Raw genomic sequence first — 18,187 nt, 5'->3', positions numbered from 1 at the left:
GGAGCGGGGAAACGGGAGCGGGCGGGGTTACTCGCCCTCGGTCGGCGTCTTCTTCTTGCGGACCAGGAAGACGGAGGCGCCACCGATCAGGACCAGCACGATGGCGATGCCCGCGATCACCGGCGTCGCGTTGGAACTGCCCGTCTCGGCGAGGTCCGTGCCCGCGGCGCCGGTGCCGCCGACGGACGCCGGGCTGGGCTGCGTCGTGGTCTGGGTGGTGAGGCCGCCGTCGTCGTCGGCCCCGGCCGCGTCGGCCACGGTCCGGCAGTCGAGCACCCCGCGCAGCCGCTTCTCGAAGCCGTGCGGCCCCGTGATCGTGAAGTCGTACGCCTGGTCCTCCTGGAGCGGGATCGTCACCGTCCGGGAGGCCCCGGCGTCGATCGTGTACTCGACGTCCATCAGCGTGAAGGTGAACGGCTCGTCGCCCTTGTTGACCGCGGTGATGTCCAGGCCGCTCTTCGCGCAGTTCTTCCGCGCGGACAGCGCCGGCACCGGGCCCGTGCCCGCCCAGTTCGCCGTGGCGGTCGCGTCGACCATGGACTCGCTGGAGCCCGCGAGGATCTGCGTCTGGCTGCGCGACTCGGAGGTGAAGGCGCGGCCGACCGGCACGGTCGTCGACGCCTGCACGGTCAGCGCGGCCGAACCCGCCGAGGCGTCCTTCGGCACGTCGAAGAAGATCTGGCTGCCGTCGACGGCGGAGGTGACCGGCCTGCCGTCCTTGTCGACGACGGTCACGCCGTCCGTGGCGGCCTCGGCCGGCGGCGTCACGGTGACCGCGTCGGCGTTCGTGTGCACGGTGACCGGGCCGAGCCGCTCCCCCGGCCGCCCCGAGACGGCGCCCGGCGACAGGGTCAACGAGGCCTGCGGTTCACCCAGGTCACGGGCGCTCTTCTGCAGGTAGTCCGCGAGCTTCTCGGCGGCGGGGCTCACGGCGTCGACATCGGCCTTGTCCGAGTAGCGCCAGATGGCGACCTGGGTGCCGGCCGCGGCGTCCTGCTCGGTGAGGCTGCCGGCTCCGGCCTTGCGGGCGAGCGCGGCGAGGTCGTTGACCTGGGGGTACGAGTTCTGCAGGATCCAGCGGATCCGGCCCGCGTCCGCGTTGCCGCTCAGGGACGTGCCGCTCCAGGCCGTCTCCTGGTACTTGGCGTCCGTCTGGGTCGGGTTGTGGATGTCGATGCAGTAGGTCTGCAGCGTCCCACCGCCGTCGACGGTCATCCGGAACAGCCCGGCGGAGACCCGCTCGTCGCGCCCGCCGTCGTGGATCACGGCCGACCCGTACGTCTCCAGGCCGCCTATCGTGGCGCTCGCTCCGCCCTGCTCCTTGGTGCCGTCGTCGGCGAAGGCCGTCCCGGTGCCGGATATCGCCCCGGTCACCGCCAGTCCCGACACCAGGGCCGCCGCGGCGAGGCGAGCGGCGCCCCGCCCGCGACGTCCGGCCCGTGAGAACACAGAAAACACGCAATTCCCCTTCAGGCAGGACGTTGTGACACATGGGGGGTGGTGTGTCCCGCCGGCAGCATCATGCGAACCAGTGCAATTCGGCTGGCCCTTGAATCTGTTGAAGCCCCTACGGCCCATTGGGCCACGCCCGGCATCCTAAGGACGCGGCCCATCACGATCCCCGGAGGTTTCGCCAGGCAACCAATCCGACTCGTAATCGTTATCGCCAACAGCGGCCACGAACTGGGGTTATCGACAAATCGCCGGAACGCAGCCGCAGATAAGCCACACTTCGGTCACCCGGCGTCCGACGACCGCGGCCCCTCACCCGACCGGCTCCGGCTCGATCTCGAACGACGGCTCGTCCCTGGCCTGTTGTGCCCGCTCCGCCTGTTGCTCCTGATGTGCCTGTTGCGCCTCTTCCGTGTCCGCGGACGCCCTCCTGATGCCCCGACGGAACGCCGACGTGCCGCGCGACAGGTCGTGTCCGACCGCGGTCGCCTGGATGTCCGCCGACGTCCAGTGCTGGCCGCCCCGCTCCTCGTCGCGCACCTTCAACCGGCCCTGCACGATCACCGGTTCACCGATCGACACCGATCCCTGCACGTTCGAGCCGAGCGTCCCCCTGGCCCACACCGTGAAGAAATTCGTGTGCCCGTCCACCCATGCGTTCTGCACCGCGTCGAAGCGGCGTGGGGTCACCGCGAGCCGGAACCGGGCCACCGGTCCGGTCGGCAGCTCCCGGTACACCGGCGTCGTCGCGACGTTCCCCACCACGGTCAGCAGCGTCTCGTTCATGTCGTGCGTCCCTCCCCGTCCGCATCGCGGCCCGAGCCCGCCCCGAGCCGCGATCCCAGACTGCCCCGGCACCGCGAACCGCGCCGACGCCTGTGCCCTACCGGCCGGTTGTGGAAAACCCGGCCACCCGTACGTACTGCTCGCGCACCTCCCGGTAGCGCAGCAGCTCCGCCGCGACGGGGTCCAGGACCCGCGCCCTGCCGCAGGCCGCGGCCGCGTCCCGCAGGCGCCGTTCCGCCTCCTGGCCGTACCGCCGCGCGGGCCCCTTCGCCGCCATCCGACAGGACCACTCGACGCACGGGCCGCCCACGATCCCCGTCAGCATCATCAGCACGGGCACGCCGAGGTTCGGCGAGAGGACGCCGACGATCTGGCCCAGCAGCCAGAGGCCGCCGATCACTTGAAGGACCGTCATGGACGCCTGGACGAACACGGCCACCGGCCACCAGCCGGGCCGCGGCGGCCGCACCCCGGTCGCGTAGGGCGTCGCGGCGGTCCGGCCGCCGCCCCCGTGGGCCGAGTCGGCCTCCACGGCCAGCTCGTCGAGCGCCTCCGGCAACCCTTCCGCGCCCCGCGCGGCGGCCTCCCGCACGGCCTGCCCCCACGCGGCCGGCAGTCCGCTCGCGGCGGCGTCGCCGACCGCCCGCACCGCGTGCTCGACGCGCTGGCGTGCCGTGGCCTCCTCGTCGGCGGGCGCCGCGGGGGCCTGCGCGGGCGTGGTGAGGGCGCGCTGGGCCTCGTACCAGCGCCAGAGCCTGAGCCACGGCGTCCCGCACGCCTTGTTCGCGCCGCGCGCCCAGGCGCGCTCGGCGGCCTGGCCCGCGGCGGCGGCGCCCACCGAGTCGGCGAGCCGGTCGGCGAACTCCTCGCGGGCCGCCTCGCTCAGCCCCAGCTGCCGCCCGGCGGCGTACACGGGCCGCAGGCGGTCGGCGGCCGCGGCGACATCGGCGTCGATCCGGCGGGCGGCGGCCAGCCGCTCGGCCGTGAACTGGTCGAGCGCGTCGCGCAGTTCACCGACGCCCTCGCCGGTCAGGGCCGACAGCGGCAGGACGGTGGCGCCGGGCTCGCCGTGCTCGCCGACCGCGATGCCGTCCTCGTCGAGCAGCCGCCGCAGATCGTCGAGGACCTGCTCGGCGGCGTCCCCCGGCAGCCGGTCGGTCTGGTTGAGGACCACGAACATGACCTCCGCGTGCCCGGCCATGGGGCGCAGGTACCGCTCGTGGAGCATGGCGTCGGCGTACTTCTCTGGATCGACGACCCAGATCACCGCGTCCACCAGGGCGAGCACCCGGTCGACCTGTTCGCGGTGCGCGGGCGCGGCGGAGTCGTGATCGGGAAGGTCGACGAGGACGAGGCCCTCCAGGGCGGCCTCGCCGTTGTGTCCCTGCAGCGGGCGCCGTCGCGAGCGTCCCGGGATCCCGAGCCGGTCGAGCAGCCCGGCCGCCCCGTCCGTCCAGCTGCAGGCGATCGGCGCGGAGGTGGTGGGCCTGCGCAGTCCCGTCTCCGAAAGGGGTACGCCGGCCAGCGCGTTGAAAAGCGTCGACTTGCCGCTCCCGGTGGCACCGGCGACGGCGACGACGGTGTGCCGCTCGGAGAGCCGCCGCCGGGCCGCGGCCTCGTCCAGGACGCGCCCGGCCTCGGCGAGCGTGGCGCCGTCGAGCCGCGTCCGGGACAGCCCGACGAGCTCGCGCAGCGCGTCGAGCCGCTGCTCCAGCCGCCCGTCGCGTCTGCCGTCGTACGCTCCCGGGCCCGCCGGCGTCTCGAAAGCCTCGCCCGGCAGGCCTGCGGCGCGGCGTGCGATGAGCCCGTCGTCCCAGGGCTCGGCGCGTTCGGTGTGATCCGCGTGGTCCGTGACGGCGGTCACCGTCCTCACCTCTCCTTCTGCAGCAGCGACAGGGCCGCGATCAGTTCGGCCTGGGGTTCGGGGCCGACGCCGAGCGTGTCCAGCGGGGCGAGCCGGCGCTCGCGTTCGGCGCCGAGGACGGTGTCCAGGTACTCGCTCAGCAGCCGGCCGCCGCGATCGCGCAGACGCAGGGCGCCTTGTGCCCCGATCCGCTCGGCGAGGGTCTCGCCGGCGGACCTGGCCCGCCGCCCGCCGAGCAGGGCGGTGGCCACGAGCGCGGCGACGACCTCGGGGTCGGGAGGCGTCGAGCCCTGCGCGTCGCCGACGGCGCGCACCTCTTCCTCGGCGTACTCCTCGAGCACCCGCCGCCATCGCCGTACGGCCATCCCGATGCGGTGCTCGGCGCTCTCCAGTTCGGGATCGCGGGTGTTCAGTTCGGCGGCGTGGCCGCCCGGGTCGCGGCGCCATGCCTCGTCGATCCGCTCGTCGGCGGCGGTCGCCGCGCACAGCAGCAGAGCGCCGAGACTCTCCACGAGCGCGTCGAGCAGCTCACCCGCCGAACAGTCCAGCGGATGGCTCCGCCACCGCTTCAGGGCGTCCCCGGTGAGCACGGCGCCTCCTTGCAGCCGGGTGCGTACGCGCGCGTGCTCGCTCTCGTACGCGTCCTCGACGGCGGCGGTGAGCCGGACCGCGGCGGAGTACTGGGCGGCGACGGCGGCGGCCAGCTCCGGCATCCGGACCCGCAGCGAGTCGAGCACGCCCCGGGCGGTGCGGGTCACGGCGAGGGCGCGGGCGGCGGGGTCCTGGGCGCGATGGGTGAGCCAGGCGCGCAGCGGAGCGACGGCGGTGGCGGGCAGCAGCCCGCCGTTGCCGGTCGACTCGGGCAGTTCGGGCACGGTGAACCGGGGCACCTCGCCGAGCCCGGCCTTGGCGAGCAGCGCGCCGTACTGCCGCGACACCTCGGCGACGACCTGGTGCGGCACGCGGTCGAGCACGGTGACGAGGGAGGCGTCGTGCTCCTTGGCGGTACGCAGCAGATGCCAGGGCACGGCGTCGGCGTACCGGGAGGCGGTGGTGACCATGACCCACACGTCGGCGGCGCTGATCAGCCGGGCGGCGAGGAGGCGGTTCTCGGCGACCAGCGAGTCGACGTCCGGCGCGTCGAGCAGCGCGAGCCCGCGCGGCAGCGTCCCCGCGGTCTCCACCCGCAACACCCGCTCCCCGTCCTCGAGGAGGGGCGCGAGCTCCTCGTCCTCGTCCGGTTCGCTGTCGGACTCGAGGTCCGCCTGCCGGGGCACCCACACGCGCGTGAGGTCGGGCAGCACCCGCATCCCGGAGAACCAGTGGTGGTCGTCGGGATGGCAGACGAGCACCGGGGTACGCGTCGTCGGCCGCAGCACGCCCGCCTCGCTCACCACGCGCCCCACGAGCGAGTTCACCAGGGTCGACTTGCCGGCGCCCGTGGAACCCCCGATCACCGCGAGCAGCGGCGCTTCGGGGTCCCGCAACCGGGGCACCAAGTAGTCGTCGAGCTGTGCGAGCAACTCGCCGCGGTTGGCACGCGCGCGTGGCGCCCCCGCGAGGGGGAGCGGAAAGCGCGCGGCGGCGACACGGTCGCGCAGCGCGGTAAGTGCGTCGAGCAGCTGAGGCCGTACGTCCAAGGTCACCACATGTGAAGAATGCCCAATTTTGGTGGCTTTCTGAAGCATATGACCGCCTCTGCGCGCCGATAAGACACCAGCGGCAGAGCACCGGGGTCCGAACAAGGCGCCCGATACCGCACAGGAAGCACACAGCGGGACGGAAGGGGAGGCAGGGGGCGCAGGCATAACGAGTGCACAACACCCGGGGCGTGAGACGCCAAAAGCGATGCAGGATTCGTACCCACCTGCGATTATCAGGACCGCTTCACTGAACCTCCACATCAAGCCACGGAGGCGAAGCAGCAAGGACCGGGACCCGGGAGCCCTATCCTTGTCCCCGGCAAGGTCACGGATCTCCCCCACATCCGTCCAAGCCACCGGCCACACACCGGCCCCCGTAGCTCAGTGGATAGAGCAGGCGCCTTCTAAGCGCTTGGCCGCAGGTTCGAGTCCTGCCGGGGGCGCCTCTCCACAGGCCCTACTTCGGTAGGGCCTTTTTGCTGGTCGGAGGGCCAATCGGACGACACGCAGAAGCCCCGGCACTCCCCCTGACGATCGCGGGGAAGCTCCGAGGCTGTCCGGCTGTCACCGGGTTTCTGCGGGTCGCTGTGTCGAATGCGTGTCGAAGTTCTCGGCGCCGGATCAGTCGGCGTCAGCGAGGCCGGGCAGGTCGCCGGCTGCTTCGAGGCGTCTCTTCAGATCCTCCATCTGCCCGTCGACACAACGGGCGTACGTGGCGAGCAGCACAGGAACGCTGTTCCCTGCCCACTCGGCCACCTGGGCAGGGGGGATCCCGTCGTTGAGCCATTTGGTCAGCCGGGTGTGCCGGTTGTCATAGACCCGCTTGCCGGTCGGCGAATCGAAGACGTGCGGGGGCAGGACAGCTTGGCGGGCACTGCGCCATGCGCGACGGATGACGGAGCCCGCGAGGACGCCGCCCTTCTCCCCCTGGAAGAGAAGCTCACCGGGCTCCAGCCCCTCACGCTCAAGGTGCTGTCGGAGGACGCTCGTCAGAGCCGGGTGCCCCGGGACCGTGCGGGTCTCCCCCTCAGCGCGACCCTTGAGGTCCCGTTCCTCATGGATCTTCCCCGTGTCGGTCCACTGCTTGCCCACCTCGGGAGTCGCCGTGTGAAGCAGCAGCTCACACCACTGATCGGCAGCGTCAGGGGCGGGCATACGCACGTCGTCGACGCGTAGGGCCACTGCTTCCTCGGGGCGTGCGCCGGTGAAGTACAGCGTGGTGAAAAAGGCGTGAAGCCGCTCTCCGCCCCGGGATCGGCACCTGATCCAGGCCAAGATCGCTGCCGCCTGATCAGGGTTCATCAGGCTGCGCTTATCGACGGCGTTGCTCGTCTTGGCGCCGGCCGACGTGTCCTTGCCCTTGAGCAGAGGGTTGACCCGCAGGATGCGCCGCCGCAACGCGTACGTCATGACGACGTTGAGGATCCGGCGATGGCGCTTGCGCGACCAGGCGGCAGCCTGCTTGCCGTCGAGCCGGGTGTCGATGGTCTGCAGGACGTCCTCGACCTTGTCCGGGTCCTCCCAGACCGAGACGGAAAGGGAGTTCCTCTCGACCCACCGGAGGATCGCCACCATGTCTCGCGGCGCCTCGGACCGACGGTTCGCGTTGAACGCCCACTCGCGCAGGGCTGTCCGCACCGCCACGGGGTCGAACTGGGAGGGCTGGGAGCGCAGTAGCGCGACGGTGACGGCGGTGAGGGTCTTGGCGGTGTTCTTGCGGCTGTTGCCGCCGAGCTGCGACCAGCGGGCATCCACGTACTGAACGGCGAACTTGTACCAGCTCATCGCGGCCGACTTGGACCGGTGCGAGATCGGCAGCCCGGTATCGATGACGAAGGCTTCGCCCTTGCGCGTCGCCTGGATCGGTTCGGAGCGGAATCCGTCGGCCAGAGCAACCGTGTCGAACGGCTCGCGCCACCGCTTGCCCGCAACCACCCAGCGCACCGTGTACGTGGTCTTCCTCGTGCCCTTGTACGTGAGGAGCTTGTAGACCTTGACGTCGTACGTCGTCTCCATCAGGCAGCGTCCTCGCAGTCGTCGAGCCAGTGGTCGAGATCGCTCCGCCGGATCCTCAAGTCGCCGTTGGGGAGCTTGATGCAGCGCGGGGCGCGGCGCTTGGCCCGCCAGTCGTAGAAGGTCGAGCGAGAGATCTTCAGCTCCGTGCAGACCTCAGCGAGGGTGAGCATGTTGCGCGTTTTGACAGCCGTGGTCATGCTTCGCTCCCTTCACTGAGCAGGGCTTCGCGGGCGGTGTCGCGGTTGAGGTGGAGGCCGTGGGCGATGGTGGCGGCGAGGGCGGATTCGCCGGGGGTGTGGCCGTGGCCGGCGTATTGCCAGTCGGCCAGGACGAGGACGGTGTCCGGCTCGAAGTCGGGCTTGCCGAGGGCTTCGCGTTCTTGGGCGGCGCGGAAGTCGGCGCGGGCCTGGCGGAGTTCGCCGAGGGTGGTCGAGTAGCGGCGGGACTTCGAGGAGAAGTGGCCGCGGAAGCCGAGCATGTGAGCCCAGGCCCAGAGGCGCCGGTCCGGGTAGAGCGGGTCGAGCTCCTTGCAGGCTTCGATGAGACGCCGGGTGTGGTCGGGGATCTGGTGGCGGTCGAGTTCGGCGAGTTCACCGATGCGGCGGTCGAGGGTGCCGGTGTTCTCGGCGGCCTTAGTGGCGTACTTGGCGACGTAGGAGGCGACGGCCTGTTCAGTGATGTCGGAGCCGTCGCCGAAGGCCTTGACGGGGCGGACGTCGAGTTGGGTGCCCCAGCGGAAGGTGCGGGCCGGTTGACCGTCGGAGGCCGGGACGGACACGGATGTGTAGCGGTGCGAAGCAGCTGCGTTGATTGCGTCGGTGAGGAGCGCGACCGTGGCCCAGGACGGCGGCGGGGTCTCGGGGCCGTCCGGGCCGTCGATGCGGACCACTGCGTGGAAGTGCAGTGCGCCGCGTTTCTGGAACTCGGCGACCTTTCCGTACGAGAGGCGGGCCGACTCCTTCAGCACGCGTTGGGAGAGGCCGGCGCGGGCGGCGATCTCGCGGCGGAGGCGGGTCGTGAAGCGCATCCACAGGTCGCCTGCGTGGTTGTTGAAGAGGACGGCGGCCGCGTAGTCGTACGTCGTCGGGTCGAGGGCCGTGCCGAGCGTCGCAGCGTCCGAGGCGTGGCGGGTGCCGCAGCGGCAGGCGCCTCGGTCGGGGCGGTTGTGGACTGGGCCGAAGGACGGGGCGGTGAGGGTGGCGAAGACGCGCGGGTGGTCGCGGACCGTGGAGGGGACGTCGCGGTTGTCGTCTCCGGCGAGGCCCGCGCGGATGAGGTGGTACGTGTCGCCCGCGTACGTGAAGGCGCAGGAGGGGCAGCGGGAGGCGCGGCGGTTGCCGCAGGCGAGGCGGAGGCGGCCGCCGGGTTCGGTCTCGGTGGAGTAGTGGTGCAGGGTCTCGCCGGTGGTCTTGTCCTTGGTGAGGGTCCAGCCGGTGAGGTGGATGGGGTCGGAGCAACCGCCGGTGCGGCGGATCTGGTCCTGCCAGCGGTCGAAGTCGGAGGCCGAAGCCACCCTCAGCAGGTCGCGCCCAGGAAGGCCAGTCAACGCCACTGCACTCCGTGTCCGTAGCCGGAGTGGTGGTCCGTGATGACGGCCGACTGCTGGCGATCCGCCGCGCGGACAACGGCCACTGGGAGCTCCTCGGCGGCGTGCTCGAACTCGACGAGACCCCCGAGGCCGGCGTACGCCGAGAGGTCTGGGAAGAGACCGGCATCCACATCGAGGTGGTCGAACTCACCGGGGTCTACAAGAACACGACCCGAGGCGTCGTCGCCCTGGTGTTCCGCTGCAAGCCCGCGGGCGGCATCGAGCGAACGTCGAGCGAATCCACGGCAGTTGAGTGGCTGACCCCCGACGAGGTCACGCAGTACATGGCCGAGGTCTACTCGATCCGACTCCTGGACGCCCTCGATGGGGCCGGACCCCATGTCCGGAGCCATGACGGCAAGCGCCTGACGCCAGCGCGATAGAACTTTCCCTACTTCATCAAGCACCCGGCTGCGCTCCGCTCCGCCGGGCGGGCTTCCCGGCTCCGCTCGGGGCGCCGCTCCTGCCTCCGGCCCGCTCCGCCCCGGCTGCGCCGACGCCCGCCCACTGTGGATAGGCCCGGAGAGCATGAGTCGAGCCCCCGACGCGCTTCGGCCCACAGTCACAGACGATGCCTCCGGCGGGGGATCGGCCGGCACCGGGTGGGAGGGGGCGCCGTTCCCGGCCGCGGGCACATCGTGGCGAGCGTGGTGGGTTCCCATCCCGTCCACCGTCGACCCAGGCAGAGCCGAGCAGACGCGGCCCATGGCGTCCAGGTCGTTCGTACAGTGGCGCGCTCCACCTGGACGCCATGAACCACGCCCGCTCCACATGCGTGTGGGTCGACGGCGGACGGGATGGGAGCTGGGGTTGGGTGGTGGGTTGAGGTGCAAGCGCCGGATATCCGCGAGCATCAGTGACAGAATCCGCCGTGCACACGTCATCTAGGGCTATGTATTACCTGAGCAAGCGTCAGGAGAGGACCGCATGAACGGGATGGCAGTCCTAGGCACCGTACTGTCCCTGCTTGTGCTTGGCCTCGCAGCACGCATCTTTCAACGTGGACGGGCGCTGCGGGTGCACGGAGTGAGAGCCACCGGGACGTGCATCAACATAAGCGCCCCGTCGAATGGCACTGTCGACGTACAGGTCAGGTACTCGGTCGAGGGATCGGTACGGGTGGCGATCCTAGGACCCTTCACCTTCCCACCGGCACGGGTCGGGGAGTCGATGGAACTGGTCTACGATCCGCGCACCCTCGGCAACGCCGAAACGCCCGAACGGATCACAGATGGGCGATTCAACCTGGCGGTCATTGTGGTCGCCTCGGCAGTGCTGGTGGCCTCTTTGGCGACCCTTGCTTTTGGTTGATCGCCCGCGCAACTTTGGAGTAGTCCTCTTGGCGAGCTTGTTGATCTCAAGCCGTACCGGTCCGACACAGGTCCAGTAAGACCGTCGATGACCGACCCGCATAGAGCTACGGACCCGAAGGCGCCCGTGCCCCATCCGTGCCCGATAGACCGGGAACTCACGGGGAATCACGGTCACCAACGGACAGCGCGCACGACGAAGGCCCCCGACCGATGTTCCTGGTCAGGGGCCTTCAACCTGCGCGGTGGGTGTGGGATTTGAACCCACGGTGACTCTCGCCACGACGGTTTTCAAGGTTGCTCAGCGCTTGACGGGGACACCCCGGTCGTAGAGGATCCCGTCCCACGCCGCGCAGGAGGTTCGCATGCATATCGCGATAGCCATGGGGGCGCCCAAGGGGGATCTGGACTCTCTGGCCCTCGACGGCGCACGCTTCTGTGTGGAGATGGCCCTGAGGAGTTTCGGCGGGCCGCCTGCCGGGTTCTGGGTGTTTCAGCAGAACCCAGTCCGAGTTCCAGTTCCGAGGGCTGAAGACATAGGGCCCTGGGTCGACGAGTGGTTCGCCAAGGGCGACCCGGTCGACGCCCTGCGAGGGGAGCGGAAGAGGAACGCAGCCGAGCGTCTGGTGAAAAAGAGCAAGGCTTTCGGGCCAGCCGGATTTGCGCTCGCTCCGACGCTGAAGGCAATCATCGAGGCGACGGGTGAGCTAACCGGCCACACGCTCGCGGTCGTCGTGCTGACCTCCTCACCGGATGACGGCGCCGCCATCATCGCCACGTTGAAGAAGGCTGCCCGCTATCCCGTCTTCTGGGTGTTCATCGGAGCGAACTGGGACCACGAGCGCGTTCTGTACCTCGGCGCTCTGGACACCTTGGGTGAGCGCCCCGGCGATCCGGAAAACGTCCTGATCCTGAAGACGCGGGGGTGGGGCTCAGAGTTCGGCGACTGGTGGCGGACTCGGCGGATCAGAAAGGCGTCAGCCCGCTGGCGCCGCCGGACCCCGCTGGGCTGAGATACCCCGTGCCAGTTCCGTGCCAGGTTGAGCGGGGAACCACGGGGAACGGCGGGAAACGCGTCACCGGCGATGGGCGCTCGGAGGACAGATCCTCCGCAGGTCAGACGCCCAACTCCCCCTGAGTCAAACAAGCTTCCCAAGCTCAGAGCCTGATGTCAGAGCCAGGTGGGAGCGTGCAGTCATGGACACACTCTTTGATCTCCCTGAACCTGAGCAGGCCGTCATTGCTCACTACCGTTTGAGCGACGACCAGTACGGATCGCCTGCGGAGCGTGCAGCCATCTACAACGCAGAGCGGGCCATGACTTCCGCTGTCGAGGCGGCGGGAGTCGGCGAGGTCGACGGGAACGAGTTCGGCGGAGGCGAAGCCGTGCTCTATGCCCACGGCACGGACGCCAGGGCTCTCTTCAAGGTCATGGAACCGACCCTGCGTAGCCTGCCCTTCAGGCCGGCCCACGTCGTGTTGCGGCAGGACTCCCGCGAATCGGAGTCCCGAGTGGACCTGTGATGCGGTACAGCAGCGAAGTACAGCAACCGCACGGACCGCAGACGACTGTTCGCAGTCCTGAGCTGGTTCGTGACCAGCCCAGGAGACCTCAGCAACCCCCGTGCCTGTAGTTCGCATCGAGGGGCAGGGTTCACGTCTCCTCGGGATTACGCTGGACAGAGGCCCGCTCCCTACCGTGGGGCGGGCCTCTCCTCGTGGCTTGCCTCAGTCATTAAGAATCCGCCGGCCTAAGGGAACTTCAGAGAGGCCGCATCATTCGTCTGCAAGTATGGGGGTTACGAGATTCGCCCGCGGCCGGTCCCTATCTCCGTGCTCACCCACTTCGAACACCACGTGCATCCCTACCGGATTAGCGGAATCCCACTTAACCCCGTCCACCTCTTGCACAACAGCTCCAGGGAAGAATACATCGTTCGGGTAGTCGGGGTGCGAAATGAATCCGTACGTTCCGCGCCAAGCCTTTACGATGCCCCGAGGAGACGACTCCGATGGACCTTCGAGGCTGGGCTTGGCCACATTCACCAGCCCTTCACAAAGGCTGGATATTTCGTTCCCGATCCCGGAGAGGCGATACAGCCTCCCGACCCTTCCCGGAAAATGACGCCACGCCGCGCAACGCTCAAACAGGACGGAATGGCGTTTCACTCCCTTGAGAACGCGAATTGCATCAGCCTCGAACTCGGGAGGGAAAACGCCTATCTCACCGAGTGCTCTCAAAAATGCATTTGCGCTCTCCAGTAGCATCTCTGCGAGACGCTTGTCCCACGCGCCTGAATCTAGCTCCCTAATCCCTTGCGAAAAACCAGCTGATGCCTTGTGGGCCGCCTCAATAGGTCGACGGTCATCTTCCAATAGCGACTCGGACCATCGACGCCAGGAATCCACAAGACTCGTTAGAATGATCAGTCGGAGTCGTCCCCGGCCGGTCATGTTATCCAGAGCCCACTCAAGGTGGACCTGGGACTCTTCGTAGTTTCGAGCCCACAGGTTGATCTTCCCAAGCAGTTGCGCTGTATCTGCGGTCCGCAAGTGCTCGTGCGCCGCTTCTGCAAGTGGAAGGGCGGCCTCGACATCATGAGCACGACCTGCAAGATGCCCAGCAAAGTAGTACTTGACTATAGCCGCCCCGGCCTCGTCAGCTTTCCGCAAAGCCGATCGATAGATGGAAGACGCCTGCTCAATTTGTTCATTCTGCGACAGAATGAACGCTTCAACGCGATCCACCTCCCAATACTCTGGATTCAATGCCCGCGCTCGCGTGAGATAGGAACGAGCCTTTTCCAGTGCACCTGCTCGTGATTGCGCCAGCGCTAGTCGCAGTAGATGTGCCGTGGGTTCATCGTGGGATGTGCGCACCCTCACGGCATTCGGAGCAAATTGGCGCTTGCTCTCGTCAGTTCGGCGCTGCTCCTCTGAGCGCTTGAACTCTTGTTCTCGCAATAGTGTCCGGCTAATGTCTGTTTTGGCTGGAGGGGATACCCGGCGGAGGAAATGCTGCGCCGCCTCGGTTATCTGAACCCGGGAGACCAACTCGTCCTCGGCATCCCGCTTCTCCGTGACCAGTGAGCCAGCGCTAAGCTCCTTCACAGCCCGGTTTAGATCATCAAGAGGAGAATCCGTAAGGACCGCTAGTTCATCAAAGGTTGATGACCGGTCAAGAGCATAGAGGACAGACAGGATCTCTTTCGGAGTGTCACTCAGGGCATCAAAAACAGAACGGACACAGAAATCAATCAAGTCGTCTTGATCGGTCAGCGTAGGGTGTGGCTCGCGTCCTGATTCAACCGACAGGACGTACCATCGAATGGCAAGTGGGCTGAAGCGCAACCGAGTCACGATCTGTTCGACGGTTTCCTGCTTCAGCCCTGCAAGGAATTCTGCGCGGCCACCCCGAATCCTTGCAAACGACCGGAAGAGCGTCTGCGCATATTTCAACTCCAGGGGAGGCAGAGGAATGCGTCGCTCGATTTGGCCTATTCCGATCCGACTGGTCATCAGGTAAGTCACATTGTCAGGGAGAGTCTCATAAAGCGTCACTATTTCGCTACCGCTTACCGTTTCAAGGTTATCGATAACGAGTAGTGTTTCAATTCCCTCCAACGCCTCGGATAGCTCCTCGGCCCCGCCTTTGAAATCGTCAGCAAGGACCTTTCCGAGACTGCGAGTGGCCCCGGTGATATCTCGCACTGCTCCGGCAATTTCAACAACACCATTAGCGGTAAGTCGTTCCGTTTTCAGCGAGGTCCAAAGAATGCACTCATACGGGGATTCTGGGTTATCCAGCAGAGAATAGGCCACGTCGGACGCGAGAGCCGTTTTTCCGATGCCCCCTTCTCCCGTAATGGTGATCATCGGCTCTCGGCGACGAAGTAGATGTTTAACTATGTCACTGCATGCCTGCCCGCGCCCAATTAGGCCGGTATCGTCGTAATCGAACGGTGGAAGGTTGTGTAGAATTCGATCCGAGTACCGTCTGTTGGACCCGTTGAATGCAGGTTCCCACTCGGGCTCGGCATTAAGGCGGTCTAGAGCATCCCTGAGCGTGGGCCAGAAACGACTCTTAAATTCTCGGCAAATGCTAACTGCGCTCTCTGCATCGCCTGTCCGAAGAGGGCGACCATGCATGACGCGATTACGGATGGGGACTAGTGTGTCCATCCGAGGCGTTCCGTGGCGCAATTCTCGAGCCAGCTCCACCGGCAGTGCTTCGCGATGCCGATTCAGAATGTCGTACGCCTCGCGCATGTCGAGGTACTCGACGATAGACAACTCATCATCGCTGGAATCAGCATGTCGACGTTCCGCTGCCCGTGAATGGCTGTCCCCGAGAGCTTCCGTCTCGCTCATGTGGTCAAGGACGAAGCGTAGAATCATTTGCCGCACATCAGATTCGAAAGAATCCACAAGTACGTACAGGCGCGCACGCGTCATTCGAGTGTGTAACAAGGTGCCCCCTCCAACCCTTAGCCTCCACACAGTAGGCGACGCCTGCCTCTATGTCAGGGGTCCGCGCAACATGAGGCAATACTTCGATGGGCGGCACCGGGACGGCTCGGACCAAGTGGAAGCCCAGCCCTCCGTCCACGCGATGGGTCGACCGTGTCCTAGTCAACGACGAGGGGCGTCGGACTACCTTCGCACCGGCCAAGCATCTGATCGGACCTTCGTCCTCGGGTGCAGACAGCAGTGACGGAGAGCATGGGCTGTTCCCGATGCTCTCCGTCGGTCCGTGCGTTGAATGGTTAGCCGAAGGCCGATGCTGGTAGTTGGGGGCCTACATCACCTGGTTCCAGATCGGCGGCGTCCGGCTGCGACAAGCGCCGGCCACGGCTTGTTGCAACTCTGAGAGTTGTCCTCAGAGCACCCGCGAGGTCCTTCGCCACCAGGCGCAAGTCGTTCGGTGTCGCCTTCTCCCCGGCAAGCAGCTCGACAGCCTGGTCCAGGACTTCGGCAGCCATTCCCAAGTGGATGGCTTCGGTGTTGTCGGCCAGGCGGGACAAGTAGCTGTCCGCATTGTCGGTGCTCAAGTAGCAGGGCTGGCCGTCGGGGCCCGACCAAGGGAGGAGTCGCAGCTCGTTCGGTGTCGTCATCCTTCCCTCCTGTTCTCTGCGGGCGCGGCGCGGGTGATGAAGTACGCGTCTGCGCGGTGGCTGGGAAGGACGAGGTGCGCCGCCTCGATCACGCGTCCAGTGGCGTCGATCGTCACGCGGGTGATGGCGAGCACCGCGAGGGTGGAACCGATCCGAAGGGTCTCGGCTTCTTCGTACGTCGGTAGGCGGGCTGTGAGACGCTCTCGGATCTCTGTCGGCGGTGGGCAGTGCTCCGCCAACCTCGTTCCGAAGGCCCGGCACGAAGGCGGCCCACAGGGCAGGCTCTTCGGCGGCAGATCGGATGGAATGTAGATGCGCGCCAGGCTGTGTGGGGAGGTCCCGCACAGGAACTGAGTCAGTTCCGTGTTCGCCGGCACCCGCAGCAGGGGAACCAAGTGTCCTTGCGCCTGGAGTCGAGTGGTGCGGACGGTGACCCGTAGCGTCGGGTCAACGCCGCTGGCTTCAAATTGCGTTCGGCCACCGCCGGCGTATGTGTGACGACGCGACGCGTGACCGACGAAGTTGCCCTTGCCATGGGTCTTCTCGACCAGGCCTTCGCTCTGGAGGAGGGCCAGGGCACTTCGCAGCGTTGATGTGCTCACTCCGTACCGCGAAGCGAGGGTTGTTTCGGATGGGAGGCGTTCGCCTGCTTTGAGTTCGCCGGCCGCGATCTGGGTCCGGATGTCGTCGGCGATGTTCTGGCGACGGGAAGGCACGGTCTCGGTCACCGCCTTCTCAACACTCGGAGGGCGATCAGGCGAGTTCGTGAGCCCATGGTCAGGAGTTCGCCCGACTCGAACCGGACCTGTTTGGCTCCTCCGGGAAGTTGGATGAGGTCAACTACTCGGTGCGGACTGCCACCGACGTTGATGACGTCCTCGCGCCGGATATTGGTCGCGGTGATCTCGACCTGAGCTGCCATCGCTCCACTCGGCGTCCATGCCCTCACCGGGGTAGCTCCGGTGCGCTGCTCCTGGCGGCCACTACATGACAACCGCAGCCGCACGTCTCGTAGATCAGGGGGACGTCGGCCACGGAGACGGTGGGTGCGGACTGGGCACATGCGCTGTGCTTACCGACCGTGCACGCGCTCGACTTGTAGGGAACGGGGGTCTCGCGGGAGACCCCAGGGGGCTTGCTCAGCGACATCAGAAGGCTCCTGTCGGTACGAAGCCCACGGGCGGGGTGTGCCATGTGCCGATGGACGTACTACAACTACCGTTGAACACGCTGATCAGCTCCTATCGCTGATGGCCAGACCCTCGGACGTCGCCCGTCGCGGGGGTCTCTGTATGTACGGCGGCCCATAACGTGCGGCCGTTGAGGCTGTTGGCCAGGAGGCCGAATCGGTCGGCCTCCGAGACTGCTTTCAGGGCCTCCCGCCACTTCTCGGCGGGGAGCGAATCCGGTACCTCCGCCTCGATCACCAAGTGATGGGCGTGCTCTGTCACGCGAGGAGTGAGACCCAGCGCGGTCAGGCGAGCAGTGATGCCTTCGACGTCTGCACTCGATACAGCAGACACAGCTCCGCCCCCGTCACTTTGTAATCACTCTCCGTCAAGCTAGTTAACTAGATTAGAGCTAGTGGACTAGATTTTCCATATGCCTGAGCAGCCGCCGTACCTCCGCATCGCTGACGTGCTTCGCCGTCGGATCGCGGACCAGGAGTGGGCGCCGGGGGATCGTCTCCCCTCGCGCGCCCAGATCGCCGAAGAGTGCGGCGTCGGTGAGAACGTGATCCGCCGGGCTCAAGAGCTGCTGATTTCACAAGGCGTGCTTGAGGGGCGTGCCGGGTCCGGGACCTATGTCGCCGCACCTCGTCAGCGTGTGCGCGTCGTCCGTTCCTCGGCGCGTGAGCAGCCCAGCGGGTCGCCATTTCGCGCCGACATGAGGGCCGCGGGCAAGCAGGGCGACTGGGAGAGCCGTACCGAAGCCAAGGTGCCAGCACCTGCTGAGATCGCGGGGCGGCTCGGCATCGACGAGGGTGATCTGGCCGTCCGGACCGTGTACGAGTTTCTCGCTGACGGTCGGCCCGTCCAGTTGTCGACGAGCTGGGAGCCGTACGACCTCACCGCCGGAACCCTCGTCGTGCTGCCCGAGGGTGGGCCACACGCCGGCGCGGGAGTCGTGAATCGGATGGCCGCGATCGGCGTCATCGTCAGTCATGCCGTCGAGCAGCCCGAGCCGCGACAGGCCAGCGCCGAGGAGGCCTCGCTCCTTGGGATTCAGAAGTCCGCACTCGTTACTCACATTCGGCGGACCTACTACAGCGACCAGGGGCGGCCGGTCGAGACGGCCGACATCGTCGTGCCCGCCGCTCTCTGCGAGGTCGTTTACGAGATCCCCATCAACCGCCAGTGAGCCCGACGGGGACTGGCGGTTCTTCGCGCGGGCACTCATGGCCGCGACCGTCT

At 67.3% G+C, this 18,187-nt stretch carries 16 protein-coding genes and 1 tRNA gene; 6 read left to right on the top strand and 11 right to left on the bottom strand.

Features of this window, described 5'->3' with window-relative positions:
* Positions 1 to 27 precede the first annotated feature (27 nt).
* The 4 genes from ACQUQD_RS26455 to ACQUQD_RS26440 form a co-directional block, all read right to left on the bottom strand.
* Positions 28 to 1,458, bottom strand: a complete 1,431-nt coding sequence (locus ACQUQD_RS26455; protein WP_428954621.1) for a TQXA domain-containing protein — start codon at positions 1,456 to 1,458, stop codon at positions 28 to 30.
* A gap of 306 nt (positions 1,459 to 1,764) precedes the next feature.
* Positions 1,765 to 2,238 (bottom strand): single-stranded DNA-binding protein, encoded by a 474-nt coding sequence (locus ACQUQD_RS26450; protein ID WP_428954620.1) that lies wholly within the window; start codon positions 2,236 to 2,238, stop codon positions 1,765 to 1,767.
* Between the two features lie 97 nt (positions 2,239 to 2,335).
* Positions 2,336 to 4,102 (bottom strand): GTPase, encoded by a 1,767-nt coding sequence (locus ACQUQD_RS26445; RefSeq protein ID WP_428954619.1) that lies wholly within the window; start codon positions 4,100 to 4,102, stop codon positions 2,336 to 2,338.
* Between the two features lie 5 nt (positions 4,103 to 4,107).
* On the bottom strand, positions 4,108 to 5,751 hold the full coding sequence (locus ACQUQD_RS26440) for a dynamin family protein (RefSeq protein ID WP_428954618.1): 1,644 nt from the start codon (positions 5,749 to 5,751) through the stop codon (positions 4,108 to 4,110).
* Positions 5,752 to 6,115: 364 nt separating this feature from the next.
* Here ACQUQD_RS26440 and ACQUQD_RS26435 point away from each other — a divergent pair.
* Positions 6,116 to 6,188: transfer RNA gene (locus ACQUQD_RS26435), tRNA-Arg, on the top strand.
* Between the two features lie 178 nt (positions 6,189 to 6,366).
* On the opposite strand, the gene ACQUQD_RS26430 is transcribed toward ACQUQD_RS26435, so the two are convergent.
* Genes ACQUQD_RS26430 through repSA form a run of 3 tightly spaced genes read right to left on the bottom strand, consistent with a single transcriptional unit; the run spans position 6,367 to position 9,313 of the window.
* Positions 6,367 to 7,761 (bottom strand): tyrosine-type recombinase/integrase, encoded by a 1,395-nt coding sequence (locus ACQUQD_RS26430; protein ID WP_428954617.1) that lies wholly within the window; start codon positions 7,759 to 7,761, stop codon positions 6,367 to 6,369.
* Complete coding sequence (locus ACQUQD_RS26425) at positions 7,761 to 7,958, bottom strand: helix-turn-helix transcriptional regulator (RefSeq protein WP_428954616.1); 198 nt, start codon at positions 7,956 to 7,958, stop codon at positions 7,761 to 7,763. The genes ACQUQD_RS26430 and ACQUQD_RS26425 overlap by 1 nt, the downstream gene beginning before the upstream one ends.
* Positions 7,955 to 9,313: a replication initiator protein RepSA gene (repSA, locus tag ACQUQD_RS26420; RefSeq protein WP_428954615.1), complete on the bottom strand. Its 1,359-nt coding sequence runs from the start codon at positions 9,311 to 9,313 to the stop codon at positions 7,955 to 7,957. Before repSA ends, ACQUQD_RS26425 begins: the two co-directional genes overlap by 4 nt.
* Positions 9,314 to 9,321: 8 nt before the next feature.
* Here repSA and ACQUQD_RS26415 point away from each other — a divergent pair, with 8 nt between their 5' ends.
* The 4 genes from ACQUQD_RS26415 to ACQUQD_RS26400 all read left to right on the top strand — a co-directional run bounded on the left by ACQUQD_RS26415 (position 9,322) and on the right by ACQUQD_RS26400 (position 12,183).
* Positions 9,322 to 9,732 carry an NUDIX hydrolase gene (locus ACQUQD_RS26415; protein WP_428954614.1) on the top strand — a complete coding sequence of 137 codons (411 nt, stop codon included), beginning with the start codon at positions 9,322 to 9,324 and terminating at the stop codon, positions 9,730 to 9,732.
* A 787-nt stretch (positions 9,733 to 10,519) separates the two neighbouring features.
* On the top strand, positions 10,520 to 10,660 hold the full coding sequence (locus ACQUQD_RS26410; RefSeq protein WP_428954613.1) for a hypothetical protein: 141 nt from the start codon (positions 10,520 to 10,522) through the stop codon (positions 10,658 to 10,660).
* 364 nt (positions 10,661 to 11,024) lie between these two features.
* A complete protein-coding gene (locus ACQUQD_RS26405) occupies positions 11,025 to 11,672 on the top strand; it encodes a hypothetical protein (protein WP_428954612.1) in 648 nt (215 codons plus the stop codon).
* A 184-nt stretch (positions 11,673 to 11,856) separates the two neighbouring features.
* Positions 11,857 to 12,183 (top strand): hypothetical protein, encoded by a 327-nt coding sequence (locus ACQUQD_RS26400; RefSeq protein ID WP_428954611.1) that lies wholly within the window; start codon positions 11,857 to 11,859, stop codon positions 12,181 to 12,183.
* Positions 12,184 to 12,435: 252 nt separating this feature from the next.
* Here ACQUQD_RS26400 and ACQUQD_RS26395 read toward each other — a convergent pair whose 3' ends face one another.
* From ACQUQD_RS26395 to ACQUQD_RS26380, 4 genes are all read right to left on the bottom strand, one after another.
* Positions 12,436 to 15,030, bottom strand: a complete 2,595-nt coding sequence (locus ACQUQD_RS26395; RefSeq protein ID WP_428954610.1) for a hypothetical protein — start codon at positions 15,028 to 15,030, stop codon at positions 12,436 to 12,438.
* 395 nt (positions 15,031 to 15,425) lie between these two features.
* Positions 15,426 to 15,773: a hypothetical protein gene (locus tag ACQUQD_RS26390; protein WP_428954609.1), complete on the bottom strand. Its 348-nt coding sequence runs from the start codon at positions 15,771 to 15,773 to the stop codon at positions 15,426 to 15,428.
* Entirely contained in the window at positions 15,770 to 16,501 is a 732-nt protein-coding gene (locus tag ACQUQD_RS26385; RefSeq protein ID WP_428954608.1) for a GntR family transcriptional regulator, read from the bottom strand. Before ACQUQD_RS26385 ends, ACQUQD_RS26390 begins: the two co-directional genes overlap by 4 nt.
* A gap of 513 nt (positions 16,502 to 17,014) precedes the next feature.
* Positions 17,015 to 17,296, bottom strand: coding sequence for a hypothetical protein (locus ACQUQD_RS26380; protein WP_428954607.1), 282 nt, complete (start codon positions 17,294 to 17,296; stop codon positions 17,015 to 17,017).
* Between the two features lie 79 nt (positions 17,297 to 17,375).
* On the opposite strand from ACQUQD_RS26380, the gene ACQUQD_RS26375 reads away from it, so the two are divergent.
* On the top strand, positions 17,376 to 18,134 hold the full coding sequence (locus tag ACQUQD_RS26375) for a GntR family transcriptional regulator (RefSeq protein ID WP_428954606.1): 759 nt from the start codon (positions 17,376 to 17,378) through the stop codon (positions 18,132 to 18,134).
* Positions 18,135 to 18,187: the final 53 nt, after the last annotated feature.

Source organism: Streptomyces sp. cg35 (assembly GCF_050410835.1).
Lineage (GTDB): Bacteria > Actinomycetota > Actinomycetes > Streptomycetales > Streptomycetaceae > Streptomyces.
The sequence above is the reverse complement of the archived record's forward strand: the minus strand, read 5'-3'. Positions and strand labels throughout refer to the sequence as shown.